The sequence below is a fragment of the Patulibacter brassicae genome (genome assembly GCF_033949425.1).
Lineage (GTDB): Bacteria > Actinomycetota > Thermoleophilia > Solirubrobacterales > Solirubrobacteraceae > Patulibacter > Patulibacter brassicae.
Genome location: NZ_JAXAVX010000004.1, coordinates 250,641 through 263,305 on the forward strand (window position 1 = coordinate 250,641; position 12,665 = coordinate 263,305).

Annotated in this window: 6 protein-coding genes; 2 read left to right on the forward strand and 4 right to left on the reverse strand. The window is 77.9% G+C overall.

All coding sequences use genetic code 11. From position 1 onward, the window contains the following. Positions 1–183: 183 nt before the first annotated feature. The 4 genes from recD to SK069_RS10700 form a co-directional block, all read right to left on the reverse strand. Entirely contained in the window at positions 184–2,181 is a 1,998-nt protein-coding gene (gene recD / locus SK069_RS10685; RefSeq protein ID WP_319954214.1) for an exodeoxyribonuclease V subunit alpha, read from the reverse strand. Between the two features lie 73 nt (positions 2,182–2,254). After that, a complete protein-coding gene (locus SK069_RS10690; RefSeq protein ID WP_319954215.1) occupies positions 2,255–6,514 on the reverse strand; it encodes a UvrD-helicase domain-containing protein in 4,260 nt (1,419 codons plus the stop codon). Then, complete coding sequence (locus tag SK069_RS10695; protein ID WP_319954216.1) at positions 6,511–10,350, reverse strand: exodeoxyribonuclease V subunit gamma; 3,840 nt, start codon at positions 10,348–10,350, stop codon at positions 6,511–6,513. Before SK069_RS10695 ends, SK069_RS10690 begins: the two co-directional genes overlap by 4 nt. A 120-nt stretch (positions 10,351–10,470) precedes the next feature. Further along, a complete protein-coding gene (locus SK069_RS10700) occupies positions 10,471–11,019 on the reverse strand; it encodes a Uma2 family endonuclease (protein WP_319954217.1) in 549 nt (182 codons plus the stop codon). A 322-nt stretch (positions 11,020–11,341) separates the two neighbouring features. Here SK069_RS10700 and SK069_RS10705 point away from each other — a divergent pair, with 322 nt between their 5' ends. Beyond that, positions 11,342–12,001, forward strand: a complete 660-nt coding sequence (locus tag SK069_RS10705) for an RNA polymerase sigma factor (protein ID WP_319954218.1) — start codon at positions 11,342–11,344, stop codon at positions 11,999–12,001. Then, positions 11,998–12,651 carry a hypothetical protein gene (locus SK069_RS10710; protein WP_319954219.1) on the forward strand — a complete coding sequence of 218 codons (654 nt, stop codon included), beginning with the start codon at positions 11,998–12,000 and terminating at the stop codon, positions 12,649–12,651. Before SK069_RS10705 ends, SK069_RS10710 begins: the two co-directional genes overlap by 4 nt. The last annotated feature ends 14 nt before the right edge of the window (positions 12,652–12,665 follow it).

Consider the following 12,665-nt stretch of genomic DNA (forward strand, 5'->3'; position numbering starts at 1 on the left):
ATCGCGTGGCTCGCCGGGGTCCGCCCGCCGCACCGTCCTGGGTGACTCGAGTCGTTCGGGACCGGGTTTCGCGTCCTGGGTGACTCGAGTCGTTCGGGACCGGGTTTCGGGTCCTGGGTGACTCGAGTCGTTCGGGACCGGGATTCGGGTCCTGGGTGACTCGCGTCGTCGGGACGGGGGGCGTCAGCCGTCGGCCGTGAGTCGCTCGCGCAGCGCCGACGCGCGGGCCGCGGGGCGGGCGACGGCGGCGCGCACGGCGTCCTCGGGACCGACGACGAGCACCCGCTCGGACGCGCGCGTGACCGCGGTGTAGAGCAGCTCGCGGGTGAGGATCGGCGAGCTCGCCGGCGGGACGACGACCGCGACCGTCGCGAACTGGGAGCCCTGGCTCTTGTGGATCGTCATCGCGTGGACCGTCTCGACGGCGCCGAGGCGTCCCGGGCCGAGCGTCACGACGCCCCCGCCGCGCTCGAACGCCGCGGCCACCCCGCCGTCGGCCCCGGCGACGACGATGCCGGTGTCGCCGTTGTAGAGCCGCAGCGCCTCGTCGTTCTCCGTCACGAGCAGGGGGCGCCCGACGTACCACTCGCCGGTCGGATCGAACGACGCGAGGCCCTCGCGGAGCCACCGCTCGACGCGACCGCGCCAGGCGCGCTGGCCGTGCGGTCCGCGACGGTGGGCGCAGAGCAGGCGGAAGCCGCCGAGGGCCCGCAGCGCGCCGGCGCCGTCGCCCGCGCGGGCCCGGCCGAGCACCGCCCCGCCGGCGGCGACCGCGGCGTCCCGGACCTCGGCGAGCGCCGCGGGCGCGGCGACCTCGACGTCGACCGGCAGCCAGCGGACCTCGTCGCCGTCCTCGCGCAGGGCGGCGATCGTCGCGTCGCCGTCCCCGCGACGGATCGCGTCGGCGAGCCGCCCGATCCGGCCGCCGTAGCGGTGCACGCGCTGCAGCTCGACGGTGCCGGTCAGCCCGCTGGCGACGACGTCGCCGAGCACCGCGCCGGCCTCGACGGACGTGAGCTGGCCGGGGTCGCCCACGAGCACGAGTCGCGCGTCCGGGCGGACCGCCTCGGCCAGGCGCGCCATGAGCGACAGCGACACCATCGAGCTCTCGTCGACGATCACGACGTCGTGCGGCAGCCGGTTGGCCCGGTGGTGGCGGAAGCGGCTCTGCGACCCGGGCCGCCAGCCGAGCAGCCGATGGACCGTCGAGGCGGAGAGCTCGGCGATCCGGGTCCGCACCGCCGGGTCGACGTCGAGGTGCGCCGCGGCCTCGCGCAGCGCCTCCTGCAGGCGCGCGGCGGCCTTGCCGGTCGGGGCCGCGAGCGCGATCAGCGGCGGCTGGTCGCCGCGGGCCTCGGCCTGCTCGAGCAGCAGGGCCACGAGCCGCCCGACGGTCGTCGTCTTGCCCGTGCCCGGACCGCCGGCGACGACGGCGAGGCGCCGGCGCACGGCGGTCGCCGCCGCCCGCGCCTGCAGGTCGTCGCGCTCGATCGCGGTCGCGGCCGGCGGCTCGGCGCCGGGCGCGACGTCGTCCGGGGGCGTCGCGCCCCCGGTCGGGTCTCGGGTCTCCCGGGCGCTGCCTGCGGCCCGCGTCGCCGGAGCGAAGAGCCGGGCGACGCCGTCGGCGAGCACGGCCGGGTCCACGCCAGCGGCGTCGACGTCGAGCGCGCGCAGGTCCTCGGCGACCTGACGCTCCTCGGCCCAGTAGCGGTCGAGGTAGAGCCGGTCGCCGACGAGCCGCAGCGGCCGGCGCTCCGGCGCGTCCTCGCCGCGGGCGCAGAGCGGGCTGTCGGCGACCTCGGGCAGCCACGCGTCCGGATCGGGCCACGGGAGCGTCGAGAGGTCGACGGTCTGCTCGCTCTCGACGATCGTCGTCCCCGCGACGGTCCGCAGGTCGCTGAAGACGTGCCCGACGCGCGGCGCACGGACCGCGAGCGCGCAGGCCAGCAGGACGGTCTCGCGCGTCTCGTCGACGAGCGCGCCGAGCCGTCGCGCGACGTGGACGTCGGCGGCGATGAGCACTCCGGCGGCGTTGAACGTGCCGAGGAGCCCGGTCGCGCGGCGGGCGCGGCGCGGGTCGTCGCGCGCGAGCACCTCGGCCAGTCCGCCGGCCGGGACGACGGGAGCACCCGCCGTCGCGTCGCGGGCCGCCGTCGGGGCAGCGGGGTCCAGGTCGCTCATGTGGTCGCGCGGGCGAGGACGGCGGGGTTCACCGGGTCGCCTGCGGTGTCGGGGGCCGGACGGGAGGTGATGCTCATGCCGCCGCCTCGTCGAGCAGGTCGCTGAGGGCCGGCACGAGGCCCGCCGGCGGGCGCCAGGACCAGACGCCGCACGGCACGCCGTCGACCCGCGGCGTGTCGGGCCCCGACATCCCGCGGACGAAGAGGTAGAGCACGCCCGCGAGGTCGCGGTCGGGGTCGTATCCCGGGTCGCGCCAGCGCAGGAAGCGGTGCAGCGCGGCGCTGTAGAGCAGGCCCTGCAGCGCGTAGTGCGTCCGGTGCATCTCGGCGCGCAGCACGGCGGGGCGGTGGTCCCACGCCGTCGGCGGCCGGTCCGGCTCGCCGAGGCGGTTCGTCTTGTAGTCGACGATCGCGTACCGCGGCCGTCCGGCGCCGGCATGGTCCTCCACGGGCCCCGAGAGGTCGGTCGCGAGGCGGAGCGCGAGGTCGATCGAGCCGGTCAGGTGGCCGCGCAGGGTCGTCGCCAGCAGCGGGTCGTCGAGCCGGTCGGCGTAGCCCTCGAGCGGGTCGCCCGGCGGGACGTGCTCGCGCAGGAGCGCCGCGATGGCCGCGGGGCGCAGGGCGCCCGTCGGATCCTCGCCGCCGACGAGCGGCAGCTCGAAGGTCAGCTCGTCGAGCCGGTCGCCGCGCCGCAGGGTCGACAGCGAGCGGTCGTCCACCAGCGGGCCGAGCGGCGTCCGCAGGACGCCGGCGAGCGAGGCGACGAGCGCGTCCGGGTCGCCGACGTCGACACGGCGCCGGTCGATCGCGCGACCGACGTGCTCGGCGAGCTCGGCCTCGAGGTCCGGCGCCGCGAAGTCGGCGGCCTCGAGCACGTCGTGGACGAGCGTGCCGACGTGGCGCCCGCCGGGCAGGTCGGCCATCGGCGAGACGACCTCCCGTGGGTCCACGGTCGGTGCCGCACCGTCGGGCTGCGGGCCGTCGTGGCCGGGCTGGTCCGTGCCGGACGAGGCGGCGTCGCCGACGGGCGGCACGGCACCATCGGAGGGCGGTCCGTCGTCGACGAGCAGCTCGGCGGCGTCCTCGGCCGGCACGACGCCCTCGTCGTCCATGAGCCCGAGCTCCGGCTCGCTGCCGACCTGCGGCGCGTCGTGGGCGGCGGCCACGATCGAGCTGTAGGAGCTGCGGCCCCACGCGTCGTCGAGGGTTCGGTCGAAGCGGGCCGCCTCGAGCGCGTCGTGGTGCTCCGCGCCGGCCTGCCAGCGGCGCGGCAGGTCGGGCGCCCGGACGGGGACGACCTCGATCAGCGGCGGCGCGCCGTCCTCGCCGCGCGGCGCGAGGGCGGCGAACCGGCTGCGGGCGTCGCTGTCGGTCGGGGTGCGCCGGCCGGTCGTCGGCACGTCGCCGTCGGGCGCCTGGTCGAACGCCAGCCGCGAGAGCGGCGCGTCGCGCGCCGGGAACGCCCCGCACCACCAGGTCACGGCGCGGTGCCGCGCGCGTGTGAGGGCGACGTAGGCCAGGCGCAGCTCCTCGCCGCGGAGCTCGATCGCCTCGCGCCGCCCGGGCGGCGTCTGATCGGCGCCGCTCTGCATCGAGACGTCGAGCGTGTAGCGCCAGCCCTGGTCGGGATCGTGGAAGAGGATCGGGTGGGGACGCTCGTCGACGCGGCCCGACTCCCAGAGCGTCGGGCAGTAGACGACGGGGAACTCGAGGCCCTTGCTGCGGTGGATCGTCAGGACCTGGACGGCGGCGGCGTCGGACTCCAGCCGCCGCGTGCGCTCCTCGTCGCCCTCGCGACCGGCCTCGGCGATCCGCCGGCGCAGCCAGACGACGAGGGCCGCGATCCCCAGGTGGTCGTCGGTCGCCGCGGCGTGGAGCTGCTGGCCGATGTGGCGCAGGTCGGTGAGCGTCCGCTCGCCGTCGTCCTGGCCGAGGACGCGCCCGGGCAGCCGCTCGCCGACGGTCAGCTGCTGCAGGAGCGCGGCGACCCCGGCGTCGCGCAGCGTCGCCGCCCAGCGGTGCAGCCGCTCGTGGACGCGCTCCCACTCGGCGTCGGTCGCGAGCGCGACCTGCTGCAGCGACCAGCCGAGGAACGGGGTCAGCGCGACCGCGCGGGCGCGGGTCGGGGCGTTCGGGCGCTCCAGCGCCTCGAGGAGCGTGAGCCAGTCGCGGCCGGCGGGCGTCGCGAAGACCGAGCCGGCGCCCGCGATGACCGCGGGCACGTCGACCGCCTGGAGCGCCGCGCGGATCCGCTCGGCGTCGAGGTTCGTCCGCACGAGGACCGCGACGTCGCCCGGCCGGACCGGCCGCTCGGCGCCGTCCTGCTCCTCGAGCGTCGCGCCGGACTCCAGCAGCGCGACGACGTCGGCGGCGAGGTCCTTCGCGACGGCTTCGCGCGACGCCGGCGCCCCGGCGAAGCCCGTCCGGGTCCGCTCGACCGTCTCGCGGTCCAGCACGCGCACCTGCAGCGGCGAGCTGCCGGCGCCCCGCAGCCGGGCGCGGTCGTGGTGCGGCGCCGGGTCGACCGGCCGGAAGACGATCTCCTCGTGCCCGAGCCGCGCGGCGCGGAACAGCCGCTCGAGCGCGCGCAGGAGCGGCCCGTCGCTGCGGTGGTTCGTGCGCAGCGTGCGGCGCTCGGCGATCCGGGCCGCGTCGAGGTACGCGTAGACGTCGGCCCCGCGGAAGGCGTAGATCGCCTGCTTCGGATCGCCGATCAGCACGAGCGCCCGCGCGATCTGCGAGCCGTGCGACGACTCGCGGGCGGCCTCGACCTCGACGGACGTGCGCGAGGGATCCCGTGCGGCGGCCGGCGATCCGGCGACGTCCGACGGCCCGTCCTCGTCGGCGAACGCGCGCCGCATGATCTCCCACTGGATCGGGTCGGTGTCCTGGAACTCGTCGACGAGCACGACGCGATGGCGCGCGCGCAGACGGCCCGCGACGTCCTCGCCGCCAGGACCGCGCAGCGCGTCGCGCAGGCGCGTGAGCAGGTCGTCGTAGGTGAGGATCGACGCCTCGCGCTTGCGCCGGTCGAGCTCGTCGCGCGCCGCCTGGGCCAGGCGGGCGCGCATCGCCGCCCGCGGGTCGGGGGAGTCCGGCCCGGGGACGATGACCGCGGCGGGGTGCTCGACGGCGGCGCGCACGATCCGGCGCGCCTCATCGCGGTCCAGCGGCGGCCAGCTCCCGGACGGGTCGGCGGCGCGGCGGACGTGAAAGCGGCGCAGGTAGAGGTCGCCGACGACCTGCTCGACGAGATCGCTCGGGTCCTCGACGAGCGTGAACCCGCGCTCGACGTCGCCGAGGAAGCCGAGGCTGTCGAGCGCCTCCTGGCAGAAGCTGTGGATCGTCGTGAGCGTCGCCGCGTCGAAGTCGGCCACCGCCCGGGCGAGCCGTCGGCGACGGTCCTCGACCGTCGCGCGTGGCGCGTCGACGAGCACCCGCTCGACGTCGTCGAGGACGAGGCCGGCGGGAGCGTCGTCGTCGTCGGGTATCGCGTCGTCGGTGCGCCGGCGCGCCAGGTCGGCGACCGGTGCGTCGGCGCGGTCGTCTGCGCCCGCGGTGGACGCGAGCCACGCGGCGAGCACCCGCTCGCTGCGCACGAGCCGGTCGCGCACGCGATCGCGCAGCTCGCTCGTCGCCATCCGGGTGAACGTCACGACGAGCAGCTGCTCCAGCGGCAGCCCCTCGGCGACGTACCGCGCGGCGAGGCCGGCGATCGTGAACGTCTTGCCGGTGCCCGCGCTCGCCTCGAGCACCGCGACGCCGCGCGGCAGCGGCTGGTCGATGCCGAAGACCGCGGCGCCGAGCTCCTCCTGGCGCGACGGCGCCGCGGACGGCTTCGGGCGCGCGGAACGCGGTGGTGTCGGGGGCGGTGCCGAAGCGGACGCGGCGTCGGGCGCCGCGTCGAACGAGAGGACCGCCTCGCCCATGTCGCCCGGGTCCAACGGGGGCGGTCCGTCGGAGAACGGAGCATCGGTCGCCGGCGGGGCCGCGACGACGTCGGTCACCCCTGCGGGCGTTGCGGGGGGGTGGCCGGCGGCGTCGTCCGCCGATGCTCGGGGGTCGGGGGCGCCGGAGGCCTCGATCGTCTCCCGTACCGGCACCTGCCCGCCTCCGGGGGCGTCGCGAGCCTCCTCGGCCGTCTCGGCCGCGGCGGGGCCGGGGGCGGACGGCGCCGGGTCGTCGGACGACGGCGGGGCCTCGCCGAGCGTCGGCTGCTCCGGGACGTCGGCGGCCGGCCGGGCCGGCGTCCTCCGGGCGGCCTTCGTGGGCGCGGCCGGCGGCTCGGGCTCGCCGAGCGCGTCGAAGAGCGAGGGCTGCTCGGGCTCGCTCACGCGTCCTCCAGCTCCTCGACGGCGAGCAGGCCGCTCCAGGTGCGCAGCGCCCAGCGACCGAGGCGGGACGGGTGGCGCTCGTCCCAGCCGTCGCCGGACTCGTCGGCGCGTGCGGGCGCGGCCGCGACGGTCCCGAACGGCACCGCGCCGCGCAGCAGCCGCTGGTGCTCGCGATCGGCGTCCTCGCGCTCGATCCGGCCGAACCGGCCCCAGCCGCTCTCCCAGACCGGCTTCGCCTCGACGGCCGGGTCCAGCCCCTCGACGGCCGCCGCGGCGTACGCGGCCGAGGTCTGGCAGTAGAGCGGCGGCGGCTCGCGCAGGCCGCGGTCGCGCAGGTCCACGAGGACCGCGAGCGCCGTGAGCGCCGCCGCCCGCCGCTCCTCGGGGTCGACGCCGAGCACCGGGATCCGGGCGATCGTCGCGGTGGCGCGTCGCGGGGCGCCACGGCGGCTGCGGCCGAGCGTGATCGCGCGCAGCTCGCGGTCGGGGTGCGACGCGGTGAGCGCGAGCAGCCGCACCCAGGCGGCGAGCCGGTGCTTCGGCGCCACCCGCGAGTAGGAGACGGCCTGCAGGACGTCGCCGTCGAGCCCGGCGACCGTGCCGCCGATCCGCCGCCCGCCGGGCAGCTCCACGCGCACGTCGAGCGAGCTGCGTGGACCGGGCGGGCCGAGCAGCTCGTTCGCCCAGCCCGACAGCGTCTGGGCCTCCTTCTGGATCCGCGTCAGCGCGTGCTCGCCGAGCTCGGCCGGGGGGAGGGCGCCGCGGGCGCGCTCGGCCTCGAGCGCCAGGTGGCCCGGCGTCCCGGAGCGCACCGCCTGCAGCAGCCGCTCGCCGACCGCCCAGCCGCCGAGCCCGTCGAGCTCGGTCGGCAGCTCGTCGCTCTCCTCCTCGTCCTCGCGCGGGAGGACGACGCCGAGCCGCTGGCGCAGGAACGCGCGCGATGGGTGCTCGAAGAAGCGGACGAGGTCGTCGAGCGCGATCACCGGCTCCGGCACCGCGGGCAGCGGCTCGTCGAGCCCACGGTCGTCGCCGGACCCGCCGATCCCGACGAGGCGGTGCCGCCCGGCGCGCAGCCCGGCGAGGCTCTGGGCGCCCTCGAGCGCGATCCGGTCGAAGCCCAGCGGCGGTCGCCCGTCGGCCCCGCGCTGGAAGTTCCGCGGGTCGAACGACTGGAGCGGGTGGTCGACGACGAGCTGCTCGCGGGCGCGCGCGAGGAGCCGCGGCGCGGCCGGGGCCGGACCGCCGGCGTCGTCGTCGGCGGCGGCGGGCCGGACGGTCGCGTCGATCGCGTCGAGCAGCTCGCCGACGGGGACCGCGGGCGGCCGGACGACGTTCGTGCGCTCGTCGCGACCGGTGTACGTGACGATGAGCGCGTCGTCGGCGGCCATCAGCGCGTCGAGCAGCATCTGGCGGTCCTCGGAGCGCCCGTCGTGGTCGCCGACGTGCGGGGTCGCGCGGACGAGGTCGTCGCCGTCGCGCGGCGCCTCGCGCGGGAACGCGGCGTCGTCCAGGCCGAGCAGGCAGATGACGCGGTGCGGGACCGACCGCATCGGCTGCAGCGTGCAGAAGGTGAGGTGCCCGGTCCGGAAGCTCGCCCGGGTCGGGCGCCCCTGGAGGTGCTCGGCGATGAGGGCCCGGACCTCGGCGAGCGTCAGGAGCGCGTCGTGGCCGCCCGGGGACGCGTCGCTCGTGACGGTCCGTGCCGCCGGGGCGGACGAGCCGTCCATCGCGTGTCGGGCGGAGCTCGCCGGCCCGACCGCGTCCGACACGCCGGCGCTGTCGCCGGGGTGCGGGTCGCTCGCCGCCTCCTGGACCCGGTCGTCGAGCAGCAGGTCGAGCTCGGCGCGCTGCCAGGCGTCGTCGTCGCTCGTGGCGCAGAGCGCGTCGGCGGCGTCGGCGATCGTGCGGGTCCAGCCGGCGATCGTCTGCGGACGGGCGAGGTCCTCGACGATCGCCTCGAGCCGGTCCAGCAGCTCGGCGAGCCGGCCGGCGAGGTCGATGTCGGTCGAGCCGACGTCGTCGACGGGCAGCGCCCCACCGGGACCGCCGACGAGCGTGCGGGCGTCCTCCGTCAGCGCCACGCCCGTGAGCAGCCGGTCGAGGCCGCGCCGCCAGGTGGCGACGTCGATCGACCCGAGCCCGAACCGCGCGCGGTGCGGCCGGTCGAGGCCCCAGCGGACCTCGGACTCGCGGATCCAGCCCTCGATCCGCGAGAGCGCGTCGTCGTCGAACCCGAACCGCCGCCGGACCGGGCCGCGGTCGGCGAGGTCGAGCACCTGCGACGCGGTGAGCCGCTCGTCGCCGAGCTCGAGCAGCCGCTCGATCGTCCCGAGCAGCGGGTTCGTCTGCCGGACGGCGCGGTCGGCGAGCCGCACCCGCAGCCGCGGCAGCCCGTCCGCCTCGGCGCCGTCGTCCGCGAACCCGGTCGCCGGCCCCGCGTCGAAGGTCGCCTTCACGAGCGGCGCGAACGCCTCGATGTCGGGGCAGAGCACGACGATGTCGCGCGGCTCGAGCGTCGGATCGGCGGCGAGCCGGTGCAGCAGCGCGTCGCGCAGCACCTCGACCTGCCGCGCGCGGCCGTGGCAGGCGTGGACCTCGATCGACCGGTCGCCGGGGTCGAGGACCGGTCGGGCGTCCGGTGCCCGCCCGATCGGGACGCCGGGCGGCGCTTCGTCGGCGTGGATCGCGGCCTGGAGGCGGCGCAGGACCGTGGGGGGCTGCGCGTGCGGGGCGCCGCCCGGCGCGGTCGGGACGTCCGCGGGCGAGGAGCCCGCGTCGGTGCGAGACGCGCCCTGCGGCGCGCTGCCGTGCAGGGCGTCCCCGTCGGCCGGCGTCGCGACGAGCTGGAGCTCGCGCACGTCGCGGCCCCACGAGGCGAGCAGCGGGTGCGCGGGGAGCGGCGCGGTCGGGTCGTCCCGGCGCAGGAGCCCCGTGTCGCCGATGGGAGCCGTCGCGGTGCCGGCGTCGAGCGCGGATGCCGGGTCCGTGACGACGCCCGTCTCGGCGAGCCTCCCCGCGACGGCGTCCCAGAGCGCGGGCGAGGGGTGCAGCAGGAGCAGGTGGACGTCGCGGTGCACGGCGAGCGCGCGCAGGACGGCGACCTGCGCGGCGGGCAGGCGCGTCAGGCCGAAGAGCGACAGGCGGGGCGGCAGGTCGACGAGCGTCGGGTCGTCGCGCAGCGCGGCGAGGACCTCCGGCAGCCGCTCGGCGGGGCTCGGCACGCCGAGCCGCTCGCGCAGCGCGCGCCAGAGGGGGGCCTGCCACGCGACGGCATCGGGCAGGGGCTCGCCCTCGGCGTCGACGTCGTTCCCGGCCGCCCAGGCGCGGAGCATCGCCGGCCGGTGCAGCGCGTAGCGGTCGAAGAGCCGCGCGAGGTGCTGGACCGCGAGCAGCCGGCGGTGCGGCGGAGCGGCGCCCGCCGCGGCGGGCGTTCCCGCGCGCGCGGGCGCGGAGGTCTCGCCGGTCGCGCGCAGGTGCCGGGCGAGGATCGCCAGCCACGGGGCGTCGAGGTGCGCGTCGACGACCTCCAGCAGCGGCCAGCGCAGCCGGTCGGCGCTCCACGGGTCGCCCCGGCGCGCCCGGCCGCCGGTCGCGACCAGGGCGGCGTCGACGAGCTGGCGCGGCGTCGGGAACTCGACCGCGGCGAGGATCCCGTCGGCCCGCCCCGGCCGCGCCCCGAGCCGGGCGGCGAGCGTCTGCGTCAGCCACCGCTCGACCCCGCGCGTCGGCACCCCGACGACGTCCCGCGCGAACGGATCCGCCTGCGGCACCGCGAGCACGCCGGCCAGCGCCTCGGCCAGCGCGGCGGCGTGATGGGAGCGGTGCAGCAGCAGCACGGGTCAGCGGTCGTTCGCGGGCCCGCCGGTCTGACGGACGCCGCCCGCCGAACCTAGCGCGCCGGGGGCGAGGCGCTCCGCATGGGGATCGGCGGGCGGTCCCGCGGTCGCGGCCCCGGATCACCGCAGCACGTCGGCGAGCGGCAGCTCGAAGCCGGGCAGCAGCGGCGAGCGCAGCGTCCCGTCGGACCCGACGTCCTCCGACGACGCGCCGCCGCCGCGCACGAGCCGCGCCCCCGGTGGGTCGGTGCGCACGAGCCAGACCTCGCGGGCGCCGGCGGCGAGATAGCGCGAGAGCTTCACCTCAGCGTCGTAGCGGGCCGTCGACGGCGAGGCGACCTCGACGACGAGATCGCCCACCGGCCACGGCCGCTCGGCCCGCGACGGCAGCTCCCGCGCACCGTCGTACCACTGCAGGTCGGGGCCCAGGATCGAGGTCTCGCCGACCTCGGTGTCGATCGGCAGCAGGACCAGTCCGTGGCCGCGGGGGCTCCGGCACCACGAGGCGAGCGCGAGCAGGAGCTGCTGGACGGCGAGCTGATGCACCGGCAGCGGGTCGTTCATCGTGACCAGCTCACCGTCGAGCAGCTCGTACCGGACGCCCGGCGGCGACTCCGGCAGGCGCAGGTACTCGTCGCGCGTGAAGCGCGCCGCGATCGGGGCCGACATCGTGCGGTTCATCGTAGTTCCGGTGCTCGGGGCCGTCCATCGGTCCGGCGAGCGTCCCCGCCGTGCCGGTGACGGATCCACCCCCGGAGCGTGCCGGCGCGGTGCCGAATCGTTGGACCGATCGCGTCGCGCGCCGAGAGGCGGGCCGCGCCGATCCGGTCGTCAGATCGGGGCTGCGCGCAGCGACCGGAGTCCGACGGCGACCGTCGCTGTCGCTGGAGACCATGGTCGACCACCCTTCCCGCATCGACGTCGAGCCGCCCGGATGGCGCGCTAGGCTCCGCCTCTCCGGCGCGGCCCGCGCGCCGGATCCCGTCCCCGCATGGCTCGACCATCGACCGATCCCGTCGCGCGCGACGCGAGCTCCCCGGAGCTCCGCGCGTTCGTGCGGGCCCGGCGCCGCGGGGACGAGGCGCTGATGCGCAGCACCTGGCGCGACCTGCTGGCGTCGGAGTGGTCCCGCATCCGGGCGTTCGCCGCCGCGCGCCGCAGCCCGGCCCTGCCGAACGGCCACCTGACGCCGGAGGAGGTCGACGAGCTCGCCCAGGCCGTCGTCGTCCGGCTCATCGACAAGCTCCACTTCGAGGGCGAGTCGATCGGCGAGCTGCGCGCGTTCCTGCTGCAGGCGACGAAGTACGCGTTCCTCGACCACCTGCGGGCGCACATCGACGAGGACCGGCGCCGCGCCGGGTCCTTCGACGACCGGGGCGACGACGAGACCCCCGGGGTCGGCGGCCGGCTCGACGCGGAGGCCTCGGCGCTCGTCGTCGACACCCTCGACCGGGTGGTCGACCGCGCGGTCCTGGACGAGGCGTTCGCCGCGATGGACGAGGACAAGCGCGAGGTCTTCCTCGCGATGGCCGGTGGCGAGCCCGCGGCGGAGATCGCGCAGCGGCTCGGCATCTCCGTCGCGAACGTCTACCAGCGCAACCGCCGCGGCCTGGTCCAGCTGCAAGGCTTGCTGGAGGACCAGCTGCGATGACGGCCCGGATCGACGAGCTCTACGAGGAGTACGTGCAGGCGTGGCACGCCGGCGGGGCGCCCGACGCCGTCGCGTTCCTCGCGCGTGCGGACTCGGCCGAGCGCGACGAGCTCGCCGACATGCTCGAGACGTTCGCGCTCGCGGCGCCCGCCGTGGCGCCGAGCGACGCGCGCCGGGCGGAGCTCGACGACGATCCCGCGTTCGCCCGGGCCGCTGCGCTCGTCGACGCGCTCGGCCCGCCGTCGCCGGAGGCGTGGGGCGTTCGCCTGCGCGCGGCGCGCGAGCGCGCGGAGGTCTCGATCACCGAGCTCGGCGCGCGCTTCGCGGCGTCGTTCGGCCTCCACGGCCGCGAGGAGCGCGCTGCGCGCCTGCTCGACGACCTGGAGCGCGGCGAGCGGCCCGCGTCCGGCGTCTCGCTCCGCGCGACCACGCGACTGGCCGAGCTGCTCGGCACCGCCGCGGCCGCCCTGGCACCTCCGGCCCCCGCGGCGAGCGCGCCCGCCGCGCTGTTCCGTGCCGACCCCGGTTCGGCGGACGAGCTCGCCGACGTCCTGGCCGACTTCGCGGCGTCCCGGGCGCCCGCGCCGGCCGCGCCGCCGGAGCGCTCCGGCGAGCGGGACGAGCTCGACGACCTCCTCCTCGGCGGCTGACCGGCGGCCCGCTC

Coding starts and splice junctions, on each gene's coding strand:
- SK069_RS10710 (WP_319954219.1), top strand. CDS start 11,998: ATGACGGCCCGGATCGACGAGCTCTACGAGGAGTACGTGCAGGCGTGG.
- recD (WP_319954214.1), bottom strand. CDS start 2,181: ATGAGCGACCTGGACCCCGCTGCCCCGACGGCGGCCCGCGACGCGACG.
- SK069_RS10700 (WP_319954217.1), bottom strand. CDS start 11,019: ATGTCGGCCCCGATCGCGGCGCGCTTCACGCGCGACGAGTACCTGCGC.
- SK069_RS10705 (WP_319954218.1), top strand. CDS start 11,342: ATGGCTCGACCATCGACCGATCCCGTCGCGCGCGACGCGAGCTCCCCG.